This window comes from Micromonospora sp. NPDC007220 (assembly GCF_040634035.1).
GTDB lineage: Bacteria > Actinomycetota > Actinomycetes > Mycobacteriales > Micromonosporaceae > Micromonospora > Micromonospora reichwaldensis.
Window position 1 is genome coordinate 783,251 of the sequence record NZ_JBEYEU010000001.1, and the last position, 19,193, is coordinate 802,443.

Annotated in this window: 15 protein-coding genes; 5 read left to right on the forward strand and 10 right to left on the reverse strand. The window is 75.2% G+C overall.

Annotated elements, in window-relative coordinates:
- The first annotated feature begins 158 nt into the window (after positions 1 to 158).
- The 4 genes from ABZ573_RS03855 to ABZ573_RS03870 all read left to right on the forward strand — a co-directional run bounded on the left by ABZ573_RS03855 (position 159) and on the right by ABZ573_RS03870 (position 5,173).
- Positions 159 to 3,701, forward strand: a complete 3,543-nt coding sequence (locus ABZ573_RS03855; RefSeq protein WP_358115382.1) for a nitrate- and nitrite sensing domain-containing protein — start codon at positions 159 to 161, stop codon at positions 3,699 to 3,701.
- Positions 3,698 to 4,102 (forward strand): roadblock/LC7 domain-containing protein, encoded by a 405-nt coding sequence (locus tag ABZ573_RS03860; RefSeq protein WP_007455462.1) that lies wholly within the window; start codon positions 3,698 to 3,700, stop codon positions 4,100 to 4,102. Before ABZ573_RS03855 ends, ABZ573_RS03860 begins: the two co-directional genes overlap by 4 nt.
- A gap of 98 nt (positions 4,103 to 4,200) precedes the next feature.
- Positions 4,201 to 4,578 (forward strand): DUF742 domain-containing protein, encoded by a 378-nt coding sequence (locus ABZ573_RS03865; RefSeq protein ID WP_151454479.1) that lies wholly within the window; start codon positions 4,201 to 4,203, stop codon positions 4,576 to 4,578.
- A gap of 1 nt (position 4,579) precedes the next feature.
- Positions 4,580 to 5,173, forward strand: coding sequence for an ATP/GTP-binding protein (locus ABZ573_RS03870; protein ID WP_132231432.1), 594 nt, complete (start codon positions 4,580 to 4,582; stop codon positions 5,171 to 5,173).
- 75 nt (positions 5,174 to 5,248) lie between these two features.
- Here ABZ573_RS03870 and ABZ573_RS03875 read toward each other — a convergent pair whose 3' ends face one another.
- The 3 genes from ABZ573_RS03875 to ABZ573_RS03885 form a co-directional block, all read right to left on the reverse strand.
- On the reverse strand, positions 5,249 to 6,472 hold the full coding sequence (locus ABZ573_RS03875) for an ABC transporter substrate-binding protein (protein WP_358115386.1): 1,224 nt from the start codon (positions 6,470 to 6,472) through the stop codon (positions 5,249 to 5,251).
- A gap of 129 nt (positions 6,473 to 6,601) precedes the next feature.
- Entirely contained in the window at positions 6,602 to 9,220 is a 2,619-nt protein-coding gene (locus ABZ573_RS03880; RefSeq protein ID WP_358115389.1) for a transposase, read from the reverse strand.
- A 40-nt stretch (positions 9,221 to 9,260) separates the two neighbouring features.
- Positions 9,261 to 10,181 carry a DNA primase gene (locus ABZ573_RS03885; protein ID WP_151457504.1) on the reverse strand — a complete coding sequence of 307 codons (921 nt, stop codon included), beginning with the start codon at positions 10,179 to 10,181 and terminating at the stop codon, positions 9,261 to 9,263.
- Between the two features lie 144 nt (positions 10,182 to 10,325).
- Here ABZ573_RS03885 and ABZ573_RS03890 point away from each other — a divergent pair, with 144 nt between their 5' ends.
- Entirely contained in the window at positions 10,326 to 10,667 is a 342-nt protein-coding gene (locus tag ABZ573_RS03890) for a helix-turn-helix transcriptional regulator (RefSeq protein WP_327030458.1), read from the forward strand.
- 105 nt (positions 10,668 to 10,772) lie between these two features.
- Here the strand turns inward: ABZ573_RS03890 and ABZ573_RS03895 are convergent, their stop codons facing one another.
- The 7 genes from ABZ573_RS03895 to ABZ573_RS03925 form a co-directional block, all read right to left on the reverse strand.
- Positions 10,773 to 11,429, reverse strand: coding sequence for a permease prefix domain 1-containing protein (locus ABZ573_RS03895; RefSeq protein WP_327030459.1), 657 nt, complete (start codon positions 11,427 to 11,429; stop codon positions 10,773 to 10,775).
- 91 nt (positions 11,430 to 11,520) lie between these two features.
- Positions 11,521 to 13,389, reverse strand: a complete 1,869-nt coding sequence (cydC, locus tag ABZ573_RS03900; RefSeq protein WP_327030460.1) for a thiol reductant ABC exporter subunit CydC — start codon at positions 13,387 to 13,389, stop codon at positions 11,521 to 11,523.
- Positions 13,386 to 15,062 (reverse strand): thiol reductant ABC exporter subunit CydD, encoded by a 1,677-nt coding sequence (cydD, locus tag ABZ573_RS03905; RefSeq protein WP_151457431.1) that lies wholly within the window; start codon positions 15,060 to 15,062, stop codon positions 13,386 to 13,388. The genes cydC and cydD overlap by 4 nt, the downstream gene beginning before the upstream one ends.
- Positions 15,059 to 16,066 carry a cytochrome d ubiquinol oxidase subunit II gene (locus ABZ573_RS03910; protein WP_151457432.1) on the reverse strand — a complete coding sequence of 336 codons (1,008 nt, stop codon included), beginning with the start codon at positions 16,064 to 16,066 and terminating at the stop codon, positions 15,059 to 15,061. The genes cydD and ABZ573_RS03910 overlap by 4 nt, the downstream gene beginning before the upstream one ends.
- A 10-nt stretch (positions 16,067 to 16,076) precedes the next feature.
- Positions 16,077 to 17,327, reverse strand: coding sequence for a cytochrome ubiquinol oxidase subunit I (locus tag ABZ573_RS03915; RefSeq protein ID WP_327030462.1), 1,251 nt, complete (start codon positions 17,325 to 17,327; stop codon positions 16,077 to 16,079).
- A gap of 268 nt (positions 17,328 to 17,595) precedes the next feature.
- Entirely contained in the window at positions 17,596 to 18,501 is a 906-nt protein-coding gene (locus ABZ573_RS03920; RefSeq protein WP_358115395.1) for a M56 family metallopeptidase, read from the reverse strand.
- A 10-nt stretch (positions 18,502 to 18,511) separates the two neighbouring features.
- Positions 18,512 to 18,970: a BlaI/MecI/CopY family transcriptional regulator gene (locus tag ABZ573_RS03925; RefSeq protein ID WP_358115398.1), complete on the reverse strand. Its 459-nt coding sequence runs from the start codon at positions 18,968 to 18,970 to the stop codon at positions 18,512 to 18,514.
- Positions 18,971 to 19,193 lie beyond the last annotated feature (223 nt).

Genomic DNA, 19,193 nt, shown 5'->3' on the forward strand with positions numbered 1-19,193 from the left:
AAATTGCATCAACATCTCATCACACCGCTGGCTGCGGCCAACCTGGGCTTTCTCTTTCGCAGGTAGCGTGATGGAATCTCGGATGGTCCGGCCCGTAGGGTCGGCCGCTGGTCCTTGTCCAGGGGCAACGCGGATCCAGAAATCGCGAGGGCGGTGACGTGAGCAAACGGCCAAAGCCGGCGGGCTCCTTCCTGTCGCGTCTGCGCCGGCCGGCCGGTCGGTTCCGCGACATGCCGATCTGGTCCAAGCTCGGTCTCATCATGATCGTGCCGACCATCGCCACGGTGGTCGTGGGCACCAGTGGTCTGGTCGACCACCTGGAGACCCTCAACAACGCCAACCGGGCCGGCGACCTGGCCAACCTCGTCGGCTACTCGGGCGACCTGGTCGACACCCTCCAGGACGAGCGGACCAACGCGCTGCGCCTGCTGGGCGTCCCGCGCGGCCAGGACAACGCTCGCTACAAGCAGGCGTACGAGCGGGCCAACGCCGAGGTCGACGAGGCCAAGAAGTCGTACTCCCAGCAGCGGGCCGAGGTCGAGGACCTTCCGGCCAACCTCGACGGTCTGCTGGGCGAGATCGACCAGACGCTGACCGACCTGCCCGGCACCCGCAGCCAGGTCTTCAACGGCAAGCTCGGGCTCGTCCCGGCCATGCAGGCCTACGACGGCCTGATCGACGACCTGATCAGCATCCGCGACTCGGCCACCCAGCTCGCCGGCGACAACGAGCTCAGCGACAAGATGCGCGCGTCGACCGCCACCGCCCGGAACAAGGAGTTCCTCTCCCGCCGCCGCGACGTGGTGCACCGGGCGTTCATCCAGCAGCGGCTCACCCCGAACCTGCGCAACGAGTACATCGCCACCAGCACCGGCTCCAGCCAGTGGCTGCAGAGCTTCCAGGTGGTGGCCAGCCAGCCCGAGCAGGAGTACTACGCCCAGGTGGTCGCCGGCCCCGACCTGCGCGAGGCGAACACCTACAACAGCTGGCTCAACGGCATCACCACCGCCGACAGCCTGACCGGCGCCCCGTTCGACGCCGACCAGTGGGACGCGGCGATGGTGGCCAACGCCAAGCTGATCCGCACGGTCGAGACGAAGATCGACCGTGAGGTCGTCGCGGGCGCCGAGAACCTCCGCTCGGACGTGCAGCGCCAGGTGTTCCTGGAGACCGGCCTGCTGCTCAGCATGCTGCTCCTGGCGATCCTCTTCGCCTACCTGGTCGCCCGCTCGATGGCCCGCTCCCTGCGCGACCTGCGCCAGGGCGCCCTCTCCATCGCCCAGTACGGCCTGCCCCAGGCCGTGGCCCGGCTGCGCGACCCCAAGGTGACCGGTCAGCTCTCCCCGGTGCAGCTCGCCAACCAGATCGCCGAGCCGCTGCCGGTGCGCAGCAAGGACGAGTTCGGCCAGGTGACCGAGGCGTTCAACGCGGTCCACCTGGAGGCCGTCCGCACCGCCGCCGAGCAGGCCGCGCTGCGCGCGTCCGTCGCGACGATGTTCGTCAACCTGGCCCGCCGCTCGCAGATCCTGGTCGACCGCCTGATCGGTCACCTCGACCGGCTGGAGCGCGGCGAGGAGGACCCGGACCGGCTGGCCGAGCTGTTCCAGCTCGACCACCTGGCCACCCGGATGCGCCGTAACGACGAGAACCTCCTGGTGCTCGCCGGCGCCGACTCCACCCGCGTGCAGCGGCAGCCGGCCGCGCTGATCGACGTGCTCCGGGCGGCCCAGTCCGAGGTCGAGCACTACACCCGGATCGAGTTCGGGGTGATCGACCGGGACATCGAGGTCGCGGCGCACGCCGTCAACGACCTGGTCCACCTGGTCGCCGAGCTGTTCGACAACGCCACCGCCTTCTCGCCGCCGGACTCGCACGTCATGGTGGAGGCCCGGCGCGTCGGCGACCGCGCGTCGCTCTACGTGGAGGACCGGGGCATCGGGATCAGCCCCGACCAGCTCCACGACCTCAACGAGCGGCTCGCCACGCCGCCGCAGGTCGACGTGGCCGTCTCGCGGATGATGGGCCTGGTCGTGGTCGCCCGGCTGGCGTCCCGGCACGGCGTCAAGGTCGAACTGCGTCCGGGCACCGACCGGGGGACCGTCGCCGAGGTGGTCATGCCGACCTCGGTGCTCGTGCCCCGGGCGCTCTCCGGCCGCCCGCAGTCGTCGCCCGCGCTGCCGGCGCCCGGCCCGCAGTCGCACGGCCCGGCTCCCGCCTTCGGCGCGCTGCCGGCGCTCGGCAACGGCCCGGCCAACCCGATGCCCACGCAGCGCCCCGGCGAGTCCGGCAACCAGGTCACCCTGGGCGGCCGGCCGTTCGACCCGGCGCCGCGCAACGGGGCCGGCACGCCGGCCGGCTCGACGCGGTCCATGCCGGCCTGGTCGGACCTGACCGGCGCCAGCGGCTTCAACGGCGGCGAGGCCTACCGGCCGCGCACGTCGAACGGCGAGCCGATCGACCCGCTGCCGCAGCGCCGGTTGACCGACGACCAGGACGCCACGGGCCAGCAGCAGGCCGTTCCCCGGCAGCTGCCCAGCAGCCCCGAGGCCCGGCCGTACTCCGTCCCGCCGGTCTCCGCGCCGCCCGTGCCCTACGCGGGCCCGCCGGTGTCGACCCCGCCGGTTCCCTACTCCGCGCCGCCGGTGTCCAGCCCGCCGGTCTCCGGCATGCCGGTCTCGGCGTCACCCGTCTCCGGCCACCCGTACTCGGGCCCGCCGGTCTCGGCCGCGCCGTACTCCGGCCCGCCGTACTCGCCGCCGTCGACCGGCCCGCTGCCGCAGCGCCCGGCCCCCGGCATGCCGGGTCCGAGCACGCCGGCGCCGCCGGCCTGGCCGCCGGTCGCCGGTGCGGACCGGGACGTGGCGACCCCGCCGGTGCCCGAGCGGTTGGCCGCCGCGCTGGACATGACGACCGAACTGCCGCGGGTGCCGCGCTCCGGCGCGCCGACCCCGGCGGCCCAGGCTCCCGCGCCGGCGGAGCGGTCGGCACCGGCCGTCCCGCAGGCGCGACCGACCACGCCGCCAGCCCAGACCCCGCAGCGGTACGCGGACGAGACGATGGAGCTGCCGATCTTCCGGGAGCTCGAGTCGGCCTGGTTCCGTACCCGCCGCCCGGGGCCGGAGGAGGCGGCACCGGCCGCCGAGAAGACGCCGACCAACGGTGCACCGACCCAGCAGTTCGCCCGGGTCGACGCCGGCGGTCGGGCCGTGCAGCCGACACCACCCGGGACGACAGGTAACGCACCGATGGCAGACACTCCGGCGGCCGGAGGAGCGCCGCGCGAGAACGGACCGACGACCAACGGGGGTGCCCGCCCCGGCGTCGCCGACAGCTTCGGTCACCGCCGGTCCTCCCAACAGACCGGGGGTTGGCAGACCGCGGCCGACGACGGGTGGCGCGCCGCCTCGGCGGCGACCGAGGTGCCCGTCGCGGCGACCACCTCGACCGGTCTCCCCAAGCGCACCCCGATGGCGCAGCTGGTGCCCGGCGCGGTGGAGAAGCCCACCACCTCGGTGCAGCGGCGTACGCCGGAGGCTGTCCGAGGCCTGCTTTCGGCCTACCATCGGGGCGTGCAGCGGGGGCGTACGAACCCGTCGGACAGCAACCCGACCAGCCCGGAGGCGACTCCGGGAGGGCAGCAATCCTCGCAGTCTGGCTCAGGCCCAATGGCCGGGAGCGGGCAGAAGGAGCAAGAACGATGACAACTACGCAGGATCTCGGTTGGCTGCTGGCCAACTTCGCCGACCGGGTACCCGGTGTCGCGCACGCGGTCGCCGTCTCCGCGGACGGACTGCTCCTCGCGTCGTCACGGGACCTCCCGCGGGACCGGGCCGATCAGCTGGCCGCGATCGCGTCCGGCCTGGTCAGTCTCACCCAGGGCGCGGCCCGCTGCTTCGAGGGAGGCGCGGTGCTGCAGACAGTGGTGGAGATGGACAATGGCTTCCTGTTCCTGATGTCCATCTCGGACGGATCGTCGTTCGCGGTGCTCGCCGCCCGCAGCAGCGACGTGGGACAGGTGGGCTACGAGATGGCCCTGCTGGTCGACCGGGTGGGCGACGCGTTGACCCCGCAGCCACGCGCGGCTGCGGGAATGCTGGGCTGACGACACGTTGACCCGTGAGGTCGGCGGGGTGACAACGACAACGACGACGACGGCTCCATCCGGAGCCGGTGCCGGGTGCGAGGGAGGTGAGCGGCGACATGGTCGATCGTGACGAGCCGACCGGAGCGTTGGTCCGTCCATACGCCGTTACCCGTGGTCGTACCCGCCCCCGCCTCGACATCGCGCTGGAGGCGCTCGTCGAGACGACGGTGCGCGGCCGCGCCGCTGCCAATGGCAACGGCGCTCAGGGCCGCGAGCACCAGTACATCGCTGCGCTGTGTGATGGACGTGTGCAGTCGCTCGCCGAGATCGCGGCGCGGCTGCAGCTCCCGCTCGGTGTGGCACGGGTGCTCATCGCCGACATGGCGACGGACGGCCTGGTCGCGGTCCACGAGCCGACCATTCTGGACGACTCGGACGACGCGGTGGGCACTGAACTGCTGGAGAGGGTGCTGAGTGGACTTCGCAGGCTCTGACATGTCGCACCGCCCGCCGACCCCGAGTGGGCGCGTGACGTCGGCGAAGATCGTTATCGCCGGTGGATTCGGCGTCGGCAAGACGACGCTGGTCGGCTCGGTCTCGGAGATCACGCCGCTGACGACCGAGGCCATCATGACCTCCGCCGGCGTGGGCGTCGACGACACCCGGCAGGTGCCGGGCAAGACGACGACCACGGTGGCGATGGACTTCGGCCGCATCTCGATCGACCGTGACCTGATCCTGTACCTGTTCGGTACGCCGGGGCAGACCCGGTTCTGGTTCATGTGGGACGAGTTGGTCCGCGGCGCGATCGGCGCGGTCGTGCTGGTGGACACCCGCCGGCTGGCCGACTGCTTCGCGGCGATCGACTTCTTCGAGCACCGGCGGCTGCCGTACCTGGTGGCCATCAACTGCTTCGACGGGATGCAGTACCACGACCCGCAGGACGTCCGGGACGCGCTCGCGATCCCCGGCGACGTGCCGGTGGTGGCCTGCGACGCCCGTAACCGGGAGTCGACGAAGCACGTGCTGATCTCGCTGGTCGAGTACGTGCTGACCATGCGGCGCTCGCGCGCCGTGGCGCCGGCCTGATCGCTGCGACGCGCCCGGTGACGGCCTCGGCCGCCACCGGGCGCTCGTCGCTGCCCGCACCAGGGTGGCGCGGGGTCAGGACACCCGCGTCCAGGCACCCGCGTTGACGGTGTAGACGCCCAGTGAGCCCTGGTCCATGCCGCCGTGCCGGATGGGGGTGAAGGAGTACATCCCCGCCATCCCCTCGGTGACCTGGTTCTGCAGGAACGCCCGGATCCGTCCACGGTCGACGCTGGTGGACAGCCGCGCCGCGTCGGCGATCAACTGCACCGCGTCGGACGCGTACGGGGCGAAGCCGCTGAACCCGCCGTGCAGCTGGACGTAGCGGTAGACGAACTCCTTGCGGTCCAGCGCCGACATGGTGGTGTTGGCGAGCATCGCCCCGCCCAGCGAGGTCGGGTGGACGACGTACGCGCCCTCCAGGAGGGCCGCGTTCCCGCCCTCCAGGGTCTGCTCGGCGACCCCGCCCGCGTCGAGGAACACCGGCCCGTCGTAGCCGGCCCGGCGCAGCGCCCCGACCGCGGCGGCCGAGTCCGGTGCGGTCGCCCACACCACCACCCCGTCGGGGCGCGAGCCCGTCGTCGCGCGGGCCGCCCGGCGGAGGTCCGTGCCGGTGCGGGGCAGCCGGGTGGCGGTGCTCAGCGCCACCCCCGCCGTCCGCAGGGCGCCTGTCATGGCCCGTACGCCGGAGTCGCCGTGCAGGCCGTCCGCGGCCAGCAGCGCCACCCGGGAGAGCCGCTGCGAGGCGATGAGCCGGGCGAGCCGTCGGGCCATGTCGCCGGCGTCCGGGGTCATCTTGAAGACGTACGTCCGCTGCGCCAGCGGCAGCACGATCCCGTCGCCGAAGGCGAGTGAGAGGAACGGCACCCGCTCCTTCTGCGCCACCCCGGCCAGGGCCATCGAGGTCTCGGCCATGGTGCCGCCGACCAGGGCGTGTACGCCGCCCTCGCGGGCCAGTGCGGTGGCCTGCCGGGCCGCCAGCGCGGGGTTGCCGGCGTTGTCCCGCACCTCCAGCCGTACGGCGCGGCGGAGGTTGCCGATCGGTACGCCCTTGGCGTTGAGCGATTCGAGGGTGATCTCCAGCGCCCGCTGCTGGAGGACGCCGAGCGCGGCGCCGGGACCGGTCAGCTCCAGGCTGACCCCGACCAGCAGCTCCTGACCGCCCGGTGCGACGGCCGTGGCGCGACCGCCCTCGCCCGCCTCGCCGCGCCCGCAGGCGCCGAGCAGGAGCGTGCCGGCCGTCGCGGCCAGCAGGCCCCGACGGGTGAACACGGAGGGGCCGTTCGCCGATGTCGCCATGAGTCGCCTTCCCACCCGGCGACCCCTGCCGCCGGCTGTTCCGCCGGTATGCTCCCGGCCGCCGCGACATGGCGTCAAATTATCCGGGTGTGGGCAGGAACACGCAGGTGGGAGGCGGTTTCCCGGCGGTCAGGAACGGTAGCCGGCGGAGCGGTACTCGTATTCCCGGTCGTCGTCGCGGTCGCCCGTGTCGCGGGTGAAGTCCCAGCCGCCAGCGGCCTCCCGGCCGGGTCGGCCGCCGACCGCGAACCCGCCGATCTCCTGTCCACGGCGCCAGCCGCGGAAGTAGCCGGTGGTGTTCTCGGCGAGGCTCGCCGCGTCGCGGACGATCCGCAGGGGTCGCTCGTCCCGCAGCGGTGAGCCGGGGACGAGGTTGGCCTGGGGGACCCGCTTCGGCAGCCCTGCCGAGGTCTCGGCACCGACCGCCGGGCGGGCGGCCTGCTCGGCCGCCTGCCAGCCGGTGTCGGCCGTGGTCGACCATTCCATGTCGGACTCGTCGTCGTGCCCCACGAACCAGGCGGACTTGGCCTGGGCGAAGATCAGCAGGTCGCCGTCGCCCTCGTCGGACACGGGCGGCGGGCGGCGCTCCATCGGGGGCGCCGGGCGGTAGTCGGCCGCCGGTCGCTCGTCGCGGAGTGCGGGCCGCTCGTCGCGGAGTGCGGGCCGCTCGTCGCGGAGTGCCGGCCGGTACTCGGCCGCCGGTCGCTCGTCACGGGGTGCCGGTCGCTCGTCGCGGAGGGCAGGCCGCTCGTCCCGGAGTGCCGGTCGGTAGTCGGCGGCCGGTCGCTCGTCACGGGGTGCCGGCCGGTACTCGGTCGGCGGTCGCTCCTCGCGGGGGGCGGGCCGGCCATTACGGGCGGCCTCCTCGCGGTCGACCAGCCGCAGCGGGGGCGTCTCGGGCTGGGCGTCGGCGGCCGGGCCCGTTCCGCCGCGCAGCGCGCGGTCCGCCAGCGGCGGCGGCTCGACCAGCCGCAGCACCGGAGGCTCCTGGGGCAGGTCGTCGGCCAGCCAGGGCGGGGTGACCCGGCGCTCCGCCCCCGGATCGGTCGGGGCGTCGACGCCGCGCCCGTCGCGGTCGCCGTAGGAGCCGACGACCGGGTTCTTGGCGGAACTGTCGGCCGGGTCCTCCGGGTTGTTGACCAGCGGCCAGTTCGCCCGGGACCCGGGGGGAGCGGACTCCGCCCGGTCGGCCGTGGGTTCCTGGCCGGGGCGTGGCGTGGGCACGGGAACGCTCAGGTCGGTGGCGCTGAAGCCACCCGTGGGCGTGGCCGGCTCGCCGTTGGTCTTCGGGCGGGGCGGGATCACGGTGCGCTGGCGCTCCGCGCGGGCGCTCTGGATCGCCGCCGTGGTCAGGGTGGGGCGGAACGGCTCTCCCGCCTCGGCCGGCGGCACCGTGCCCCGCTGCGCCGGAGCGATGGGGGTGATCCCCGGCGGCGGAGGCGGCGGCGCGGACACCGGGCGGTTGGTCGGGCCGTCGATTCGGCTCGGCAGCGACCCGGGGCGTGTGGGGGGCGCGGAGACCGGGGGACCGGCGACCGCTGCCGGCGTCACCGGCGTCGGCGCGACCGGCGGCGGGCTGACGGGGGCCGGTGCGACCGGCGGCGGGCCGAGCGGCCGGGGGGCCGGGGGCGGCGTCGGGCCGGAGGCGGGCTCGGGCCGGCTGCGGCGGCCACCGCCCGGGGCGGGCTCGGGCTCGGCGGGCCGGAGGGCACGCAGGCCGTTGCCGGCGGGGGTGAGGCCGGGCAGAGCGCCGCCGGTGGGGGCGAGGCCGGGTGCGTCGCCGAGCGGTTCGCCGTGCCGGATCGCGGCGCGGCGGCCGGGGGCCGGGGTGGCGGGCGTGCCGACCCGGTCGTTGAGCGCGCCCACCAGCGCCTGGCAGCCGGCGTCGCAGGCCCGGACGGAGGCGACCGCCTGCCGCACGGTCTCCGCCACGGCGGAGGTGAGGGCGCGGTTGACGGTGGCGCGTCGGGGCGTCTCGCTGATGGCCACCCGCAGGGCGGTCACCGCTGAGGTGAGCTCGTCGGCGTCGGCGACCCCGTCGGCGGCGAGCCGCGCCGTGACCGCCTCGGCGGGGGCCGGGGCGTCGTCGCCGTGGCCCACGGTGCCGCTCAGCATGCCGGGCTCAGGCAGGGCGTCCAGCACGGCCAGCGAGACCGGCTCGGCCGGGTCCGGGTACGCCCGCAACGCGGCCGGGTAGAGCTCGCGGAGCACCTCCCGCAGCGCGACGGCGGCGGAGTGCCGGCCGCTGGCCAGGGCGGCGTGCGCGGCGAGGACCTGCTTGTAGCCGGCGAGGTCCCGGGGGGCCGGGAGGGTGACGGCGGAGAGGGCGCCGGCCTGCAGGGCGCGGGCCAGGCCGACGGCGCGCCGCTCGGCCGGGGGCGACTGCATCTCCTCCAGGGAGTCGTCGTCGGCGAAGCGCTCGGCGAAGTCGTCGACGGAGTCGTCGTCGGCGATCGCCAGTGGACGCCCGGCGGCGCTGAGCAGCGAGGTGACCGTGTGGTCGTCGCTGTCGGCGGCGATGGCCGCACCGCTCGGCCCGCCCGACCGCTCCACGAGCAGCGCGACCAGCTGGGCGTAGCCAGCGGGGTCGTCACCGATCTCGCAGACATGCAGCAGACGGCCTGCGTCGTCGACCACAGCGGACGTCAGCGTCGAACCGGCCGAGACCGGTCGGTCGGCCGGATCCGCCGAGGCCAGACCGCAGTACACGCGCACGAGCGCCACGGCGTCGTCCTCCTCCCGGGACACAAGGCTTTCACTGCCAGAGACTGATGCTCCCCGTAAAGGGTCAGTCGCGCCAGTCCACCGTCGCAGAGATCTTCCCGACAATGGTGCGCCAACCCAGACTTGCGGTTTGTGCCCCGATTTTCCTCAGCCGGCGCCGACCGAAGAACCCGCCCACACCGCCGTCGACCGAGGCGCGCAGCGCCTCGTCCAGGTCGTCGAGGCTGGAGCCGGCGGAGAGCATGTCCAGCACCGCGGGCAGCCGCAGCGCGTACGCCAGGTCGCGGGCCACCTCACCGGCCTCGATGAGCAGCGTCCAGTCCCAGGTGTCGTGCCCGCCGCGGAGGTTCTCCACCACCAGGTCGAGCTCGTAGACGTCCTCGTCGAGCGGCGCGATGTCGGCCGGCTCCACCCGTTCGGACAGTTCATTCCAGCTGTCCAGTTGAGACAGGTCGTTCGGCGCCCCGGAGCGGATGAAGCTGACCAGCGACTCGGGCGTCTTGAAGAGCAGCAGCTTCCCACGGTGGGTGAGGAAGACCGGCACCTCCTCGTCGCCCGCCTCGTCCTCGTCGTCCTCGGCGGCGGTCTCGGCGTCCTCGTCGTCGGTCGCGTCGCGGCGGCGGCCCTTGGCCTCCTCGTCGTCGCTCTCGGCGAACTCCTGGGCGACCTCCTCGTCGAGGATGACGACGGCCTCGTCGTCGTCCTCCTCGTCCTCCTCCGTGACCTGGCGGCGGGCCAGGAACGGGTCGTCCTGGTCGCGCTCGGTGACGTCGGTCGGGGTCAGCTCCCGCGCCGGCCGGTAGGCCCGCAGGGTGTAGCCCGTGCCGGCGGGCAGCGCGATCTCCACCGGGTCGATCCGCAGCTCGTCCCAGAGGGCGCGGGCGGCCTCGGCCGAGACGGTTGCGGTGCCGGACTCGGCCGGGGCGTCGGCGTCGTCGAGCTCGGGCTCGTCGGCGTCGGGCCGTTGGGGCGACTGGCGGGCCACGCTGACCTCCGTGTGCTTCGGGTTGCCCGCCGGCGTCCGCCGCCGGCGAGTGACTCTGGGCACATACCCTAGTGGGCGTCTCCGGGAGACCGGTGCCCGCACCCCGGTGGCGGAGCGGGCGGCCGACAAGTAGCGTTGCTACGCATGAAGGCCCAGGCGCTGCACGGACACCTCGACGCGCTGCTGCTCGCGGTGCTCGAGCAGGGCCCGCTGCACGGCTACGCGATCATCGAGGCGCTGCGCAACCGCAGCGACGGGCAGCTCGACCTGCCGACCGGCACCATCTATCCCGCGCTGCGCCGGCTGGAGCGGGCCGGCCACGTGGCCAGCACCTGGAGCACCGTCAACGGGCGGGAACGGCGGACGTACCAACTCACCGACGAGGGCCGGCGGGCGCTGGCCGGCGAGCGGTCCGGGTGGCGCGAGTTCCGCTCCACCGTCGGCCGGTTCCTCGACACCGACACCACGCCGGCGGCGCCGGCCTGACGGGCACCGGCCAGCGCGACAGACCGGTGTCCCTCGTCCGTCCTCCGTCGTGCGGGACGGGCGGCAGCCCTCGACCCGGGCGAGGCGCCCGATCCGTGGCCGGGATCAGCGGGCCGCGAGCAGCCAGGTGCGGGCGGCCCGGCCGAGCCAGAGGTAGCCGGCGGCGGCCACCGCCGCGCCGATGATCATGGGCGGCCAGGTGAGCGCGTCGTCCCAGAGGCCGATCGACCACGCGAAGAGTGCCGAGCCGGTCAGTACGCCGAGGGCGAGGACCCCGACGAGGGCCGCCCCCACCGCCCGGTCGGCGCCGCCGCGCAGCGCCGCCCGGCCGGCCCGCAGCAGCCCTGTCGCGGCCAGCGCGAACGCCGCCGCCCAGATCCAGCCCACCGACGCCGACAGCAGCTGGTAGGCGGCCGGCGGCGGGGAGCCGCCCCAGCTCGACCCCTGCCAGGTGAGGTCGCCGGCGACGAACGCGACAGTGGCGAGCGCGATGACCCGCAGCGACAGCCCGCGCAGCGCGCCCGCCGCCAGCTCCGCCTGGTAGGCCGGGGCGAGCTCCGCCGGCGAGCCGAAATCGGCCACCGCCCGGTGCTGCGCCTCCGTCGCCGGCAGCCCGTCCGCCCGGTACGCGTCGACGGCGTCCAGCAGCCCGTGCCGTGCCTCGGTCAGCAGGTCGGACTTGAGCCGGCGCGGCCCCCGCAGGTGCGCGCCCAGCTCCCGCAGCCGTTCCTCCACCGTCGTCGCGTCGTCCTCGCCCCGCATGGCCCCACCCTGTCACGGGTCGCCGCCGGACGTCGTCGGGGACAAACCCTGGCCCGACCCGGAGCCGACGGGCGGTCGGGCCGGGCGGAGATCAGGGGCGCAGCGCCAGGTACCCGCGTTCGGCCGCCTCCTGGATCAGCCACTGGTCCCGGTACCAGCCGGGGGCGGCGACCAGTTCGGCGTGCCGGCCGCGCTGGGCCACCCGCCCGGCGTCCAGCACCACGATCTCGTCCAGCTCGGCGAGCCCGCTGAGCCGGTGGCTGATCAACAGCACGGAGTGCCCGGCCGGGGTGGCCGCCAGCGCGGAGGCGAGCACCGCGTCGGCGGCGGCGGGATCGAGCCCCTCGGTCGGCTCGTCGAGCACCAGCACACCCGGCGCCGCGAGCAGCGCCCGGGCCAGCGCGAGCCGCTGCCGCTGGCCGCCGGAGAGCTGGCCGCCCTCCTCGCCGACCACGGTGTCCCAGCCGTCGGGCTGCTCGTGCACCCAGTCCAGCAGCCCGGCCGCCGCGGTCGCCGCCGCCAGCTCCTCCTCGCCGGCCGCGGGCCGCCCGAGCAGCAGGTTCTCCCGCACGGAGGCGTGGAAGACGTACGCCTCGGCGAGCAGTCCGCCGACCGCGCGGGGCAGTTCCTCGGCCCGGTACGCCGACAGCCCGCGCCCGTCGAGGGTGACCCGGCCGTGTGCGGGGCGCACCGCGCCGGTGAGGACGGCGGCCAGGGTGCTCTTGCCGGCGCCGCTGGGCCCGACCACCGCGACCCGGCGACCGGGCGGCAGGTCCAGGCTGAACCCGTCCAGGGCGGGCGGGGCGCCCTCCCGGTACCGGACGGTGACCTCCTCGAACCGGACGTCGTACGGCCCGGGGCCGACCTCCGCGCCGTCGGAGGTGGCCGGACCGGCCGGGGCGTCCAGCAGGGCGGCGACCCGGGTCAGGCCGGTCCGCAGCTGGGTCCACTGCCGGGCGGCCCCGACCAGCGCCAGCGCGATCTCGACGGCGGCGAGCGTGCCGACCGCCAGGACGCCGACCAGCACCCCGTCCACGTCGTCGGCGAGTGCGGCGAGCACCACCGCGCCGGCGGTCAGCCCGGCCACGAGCACCCCCGTCGCGTCGACGGCGAAGCCCGTGGCGGCGAGCCGCCGCTCCAACCGGGCCAGCCGGTGGGTCCGTGCCCCGGCCGCCTCCAGCGCGTGCCCGGTGGCGCCGAACGCGGCCAGGTCGGCGGCGCCGTGGGTGAGGTCGACCGCGTCGGTGGCGAGGGCGCCGCGCAGCGGCGCCAGCTCGGCGGCGGCGCGCCGGGTCAGCGCGGTGGCCAGGGCGGGCAGCGCCACCCCGGCGACCAGCAGCCCGACCGCGAGCACCCCGGCGGCGGCCGGCGACATCAGCGCCGCCCCGCCGACCGCGAGCACGCTGACCAGCGCCGCCGCCGAGGCCGGCACCAGCACCCGCAGCAGCAGGTCCTGGACGGCCTCCACGTCGGAGACGAGCCGGCTCAGCGCGTCGCCGGAGCGCTGCCGGGCCGTCGGGCGGGCGGCGAGGGTGCCGAAGACCCGGGCCCGGACGTCGGTGATCAGCCGCAGCACGGCGTCGTGCCCGGCGAGCCGTTCGGTGTAGCGGAGCACGCCCCGGCTGATCGCCAGCGCCCGGACCGCCACGATCGCCACGGTGAGGCGGTCCAGCGGGGGCTGGCCGGCGGCGCTCATCAGCAGCCAGGTCGCGGTGGCCATCAGGGCGAGGCCGGCGAACTCGGTGGCGGCGGCGAGCAGTCCCGCGCCGAGCAGCCGGTTCAGGTACGGCCTGGCCAGCCGCAGCACGGCCCGCTCGGCGGAGCCGGCCCGCCCCGGCCCGGTCCGGGCGTCGGCAGCGTCCCCGGGGGCGTGGGTGCTCTGCGTGCCGGGTCGGGCGTCGGCGGCGGCACCGGGCGCGTGGGTGGGTCGGGCGTCGGCGGGAGGACGGTCGTCGGTCATCGGGTGGCCTCCCCGGCCGCCGTGGGCGTCAGCTCGGTGACCCGGCCGTCCTCGATGCGCAGGATCCGGTCCGCGTCGGCGAGCAGCGCCGGCCGGTGCGCCACCAGCAGCGCCGTCCGCCCGGCCACCAGCCGGCGGGTGGCGTCGAGGACGACGGCCTCGGCGGCGGTGTCCAGCCGGGCGGTCGGCTCGTCGAGCAGCACCACGGGCGCGTCCCGCAGGAACGCGCGGGCCAGCGCGACCCGTTGCCGCTGCCCGCTGGACAGGCCGTGCCCGCGTTCGCCGAGGACGGTGGCGAGCCCGTCGGGCAGCCCGGCGACCACGTCGTCCAGGGCGGCGTCGTGGACCGCCGTGGCGAGCGCCGCGTCGGGGGTGTCCGGCGCGCCGAGCCGGATGTTGTCGGCCAGCGGGGCGGCGAAGAGGTGGGCCCGCTGGGGCACCCAGGCCACCTGGCGGCGCCAGCCGTCGGCATCGGCGTCGGCTAGGTCGACCCCGCCCACGGTGACCTGGCCGGCGGTCGGGGTGACGAAGCCGAGCAGCAGGCCGAGCAGCGTGCTCTTGCCGGCGCCGCTGGGGCCGATCACGGCGACGCGCTCGCCCGGCCGGATGGTCAGCGTGACGTCGCGCAGGGCGGTGGTCCGCTCGTACGCCACGGTCACCGCCTCGAACCGGATCTCGCCGCGGCCGTCGGGGACGGCCGCGCCCGCGCCGCGCGCCGGCGCGGGGGCGGCGGCCGACAGGGTCAGCGCCTCGTCCAGCGCGGTGAGCCCCTCCATGCTGGCGTGGAACCGGGCGCCGGCGGCCCGCAGCGGGAGGTACGCCTCCGGGGTGAGCAGCAGCACCAGCAGCGCGGTCTGGAGGGTCAGCCCGCCGCCGAGCAGCCGCACGCCGACCGGCACGGCGACCAGCGCCACCGAGAGGGTGGCCACCAGCTCCAGCACCAGGGCGGACAGGAACGCGATCCGCAGCGTCTTCATGGTCGCGACCCGGTGGCCGTCGGCCATCCGGCGGACCACGTCGGTCTGCGCCCGGGCCCGGCCGAACGCGCGCAGGGTGGGCAGGCCGGCGACCATGTCGAGGAAGTGCCCGCCGAGCAGGGAGAGCCGCCGCCACTGCCGCTCGGTGGCGGCCTGCGCCTGCCAGCCGAGCAGCGCGCCGAAGATCGGGATCAGTGGCAGGGTGACCGCGATGATCAGCGCCGAGCTCCAGTCGGCGAGGAAGATCCGGGCCAGTACGGCGACCGGCACGGTGACGCTGAGCACCAGCTGCGGCAGGTAGCCGGTGAAGTACGCGTCGAGCGCGTCCAGCCCGCGCCCGGTCAGCGTGGCGAGCTGCCCGGCGCGCTGTCCCGCGACCCAGCCGGGGCCGTGCCGCCCGACCGCCCCGAGCAGGTCGGCCCGCAGCGTCGCCTTGACCGTCGCCGCGACCCGCGCCGACACCGTGCCCTGCGCCCAGAGCAGCAGTGAGCGGGCGGCCACCGCGGTGGCGAAGCCGGCCAGCGCGGGCCGGTCGAGCCGCCCTTCGAACGCGGTCGCCAGCAGCGCGGCCAGCGCCGTGGCCTGCGCGACGACCAGCCCCGCGGCCAGCACGCCGAGCAGCGCGAGCACGGCGAGGTCGCGCCGGGCCCCCGGGACCCGGCGCAGCAGACGCGGGTCGAAGGGACGGCGGTTCACCAGTACACCGGTGCCCTGCCGTCGGTCCGTCCCCGGAACACCCACCAGCACATCGCCTGAAAGCCTAGTAGGGCCGGCAGGAGCGGCAGCGTCAGCCAGCTCAGCAGCCGCAGCGTGGGGGTGCTCGCCGCCGCGTCGGCCACGGTCAGCGACGCGCCCGGGTCGACCGTGGAGACGAGCGCGTAGGGCCAGATGGTCGCACCGGCCAGCGCCACCGGCAGCGCCAGGGACGCGCAGGTGGCGGCGAAGGCCAGCCCCGGCCGCCGCCGCGCGAGCGCCGCCCGGGCCGTCAGCAGCGCCGCGACCAGCAACGACAGCAGCAGTACGCCCACCACCGGCTGCCGTGCGGCGGCGCGTACGTCGGTGGAGAGCAGGCCGAGGACGGTGGCCGCGCCGACTGTGGTGAGCGCGACCGGGACGAGCCGGCCGGCCAGTCGCCCGACCGGCGCGGCGTCGGCGGCGGGCAGCCGGAGCGTGAGGAAGGTCGCACCGTGCAGCGCGACCAGCGCGACGACGGCGAGCCCGGCGGCGGCCACGAACGGGGTGAAGAGGTGGGTCACCCCGGCGACGTGGCCGTCGGCGTGCAGCGGTACGCCCTGGAGCAGCCCGGCCAGCACGGCACCCCAGCCGAGCGCGGCGAGCACGCTGCCGACGACCACGATCCGGTCCCACCAGGCGCGGGCCCGCTGCCCGTCGGGGCGGCTGCGCAGCTGCACGCCGGCGGTCACCAGGATGACCCCGGTCAACGCGGCGAGCACCGCCGGGTAGAAGCCGGAGAGCAGTTCCCCCTCCAACACGGGGAAGGCGCCGAACAGGATGCCGACGGCGGCCACCAGCCAGACCTCGTTGCCGAGGAAGAACGGGCCGACCGCGTTGAGCGCGGCGCGGCGGCGGGCAGGGTCGGTGCCCCGGGCGAGCAGCAGGCCGACGCCGTAGTCGTAGCCGCCGAGCACCAGGTAGACGGCGAAGAAGAGCCCGAGCAGGGCGTACCAGGCGAGTTCCACGGTCGTCTCCTCAGGCGAAGGCGGGCTCGGGGTGGGGGTCGGCCGGCGGCTGGTCCGGTTGCCGGCCCAGGGCCGGGTCGTGCGCGCCCCGGGCGGCGTGCCGGGCCAGCAGCACCCAGTTCGTGACGGCGAGCGCGCCGAGCAGCAGGCTGAAGCCGATCAGCGAGGTGAGCATCAGCCAGGGGCTGACCGGCGACACCGCCTGGTCCACGGGCAGGAGCCCGTACGCGGCCCAGGGCTGGCGGCCGACCTCGCGGGCGATCCAGCCGAGGATCATCGCGACGAACGGCAGCGGCAGGGCGAACTGGAGGATCCACAGCGGGACGCGCAGCCGGATCACCCAGTCCCGCCAGAGCAGCGGGAGCATCAGCCAGAGCAGGCCGAGGGTGAAACCGATCAGGATCATGAAACCGAGGCCGACGTCGGCGAGGGCCGGCGGGGTGTAGTCGCCGGGGCCGAACCGGGCGGTCCAGTCGGCGATCAGCGGCGCGGCGGCGGCGTCGTCGCCGAACTTGGTGGGCTGCACGTCGCTGATCGCGAAGAACTGGGCGAAGCCGAAGCCCTGCACGAAGAAGATCGCCACCGCCGAGGTGATCAGGCCGATGCGTAGCCCCTTGCGGTGCAGGGCGAAGTCGTCGGTGCGCCGGACCAGGTGCCACGCGCTGACCGCCGCCATCAGCATTCCGCCGACGAGCAGCGCCGCCGTGACGACGTGCCCGAAGGCCACGCGGAAGGTGGGGTTGTCCAGCAGCGCGGAGAAGTCGGTGAGGTGCGCGACCCCGTCGCGTACCTCGTAGCCGACCGGGTTCTGCAACCAGGAGTTCGCCACCATGATCCAGAACGCCGAGGCGTACGCGGTGATCGCGACGCCCCAGAGCAGGGCGAGGTGGACGCCCCGACGCAGCCGGTGCCAGCCGAAGATCCACATGCCGAGGAACGTCGACTCCAGGAAGAACGCGACAAGCGTCTCGATGGCCAGCGGCGCGCCGAAGACGTTGCCGACGTAGCGCGACAGCCCGCTCCAGTTCAGTCCGAACTGGAACTCCATCACGATGCCGGTGGCGATGCCGAGCACGTAGTTGATCACGTAGAGCTGGCCCCAGAAGCGGGTCAGCCGTTCGTAGACCGGCTTGTTGGTGATCACCCAGGCGGTCTGGAGACCGACCAGCAGGGTCACGAGGCCGAGGGTCACCGCCACGAAGAGGAAGTGGATCGAGGTGGTGGTCGCGAACTGCAGGCGGGCGAGGAGCAGGGTGTCCATGGCCGGCTCTCCGTACGGTTGGCTCACTTGTCGTAGCGAGCCTACACGTAGATTCCCTACGCATAACTACTATGGCCCGTCGTAGACGATGCTACGACGATTTGTAGTAGCCGTGGGGGAGGGTGGGGCGCCGGGCGGTTCGCGTACGCGCGCGGTCCCGTCCCAGCATGTCCGGCGGCGATCCACGCGGCGGTAACTCCACCGTGCGCGGAGCGCACGCCGACGGTCCCCGGGTGGGCCGGAGCGGACGGGGCGGACGCCCGCCCGGTCAGTTCAGGAAGAGGGAGACCGGCAGGGCGGCCACGTTGGTCGCCACGGTCAGCGCGGCGGCCCCGAGCAGCCGGGGCGGCCGGTCGGCGACCAGGAGCCGCTGCACCCGGACGTCGAGGTCCCGGTCGCCCAGGCCGAGCGTGCCGGCCGGAGTCACCCGGTTGCCGGCCGCGGCGAACCGGCGCAGCGCACCGGCCAGCGGGGCGTCGGCGTGCGCCTCCCGGGCCTTGTCGTCGGCCCGCATCTCGACCAGCAGGGCGACCCGGTCGTGCGCCTCGCGGACCCAGGCGAACCAGGGCAGCGCCCGGCTGAGCGCGGTGAACGGCAGCAGCACCAGGTCGTGCCGTTCCTGGGCGTGCGCCCGCTCGTGGGCGAGCACGGCCGCCAACTCGGCGCTGTCCAGCAGGTCGAGCGTGCCCGCGCTGACCACCACCCGGGGCTTCATCCCGGGCAGGCAGTACGCCGCCGCGCTCGGATGGTCCAGCACCAGCGCCCCGGGCACCGTCGGGTCCCGGCGGGCGACCAGGGCGAGCAGGTCCCGGTGCCGACGCTGGGCGCGTACGGTGCCGTGGATGCTGCGGACGGTCGTCGTCAGCAGCACCGCGCCGATGCCGAAGCCCACCCCGACGGCGGCCAGGTGCGGCGCGCCCAGCCCGACGGGCAGGGTGCCGTGGGCGAGGTCGGTGGCGAGGGCGACCAGCGCGCTGCCGGTCGGGCGGTCGTAGGCGGACAGGCCCAGCGCCATCGGCACACCCATGGCGGAGAGCCCGAGGGCCAGCCCGACCGCCTGCCAGCAGACGATCGCGACCCGGGGACTGCGCCACGTCCAGGTGGAGCGGGACAGCACCTGCGCGGTCAGCCAGCAGGCCAGCATCGACGCGGCGAAGTGCAGGGCGTACGCCACGACCGCCGCCCTACCTGTCCGCTGCCCTGTCGGCCCGGGGCGGTTGGCCGTCGACCGACGGCGCCTCGACCCGGTCGGTCAGCGCGTCCCCACCGTGCCCGGCCCCTTCGGCCTCGGCCCCGAGGGCGGCGCGCAGCACCTCGGCCTCGGTGCCGGTCACCGAGCGGGCGAAGCGCACCAGCGCGGCGTCCCGGCTGCCGCCGAGGTCGAGGGCGTCGAGCATGAGCTGGGCGATGTACGCCTCGCGGCTGGCGGCGGCCCGGTATCGCCAGGCCCGCCCCTCCCGCTCGCGCTGCACCATGCCCTTGCCGGCGAGCCGGTCCAGCACGGTCATCACCGTCGTGTACGCCAGCTCGCGGCCGTCCAGCGCGTCGGCCACCTCGCGCACGGTGATCCCGTCCGACGTGCCCGGGACCGAGTCCCACAAGACGTCCATCACCGCACGTTCGAGATCACCAAGCCGAGTCACGCCGCAATCCTACCCCCCGTAGTAGACCCGCCCCGCCCCGCACACCCGACCACCCCACCAAGGCAGCACCCCAGCCGCTGAACCCCACCCGAGGCAGCACCCCAGAGCCGACCCCACCCGAGGCAGCACCCAGAGCCGAGCTCTCCCACGAACCTGTCCACGAACGGTTTTCCGGGGAGCCCCGCCCGCGCAGGGATCAAGCCTGACCGCCCGGAGCGGGCGG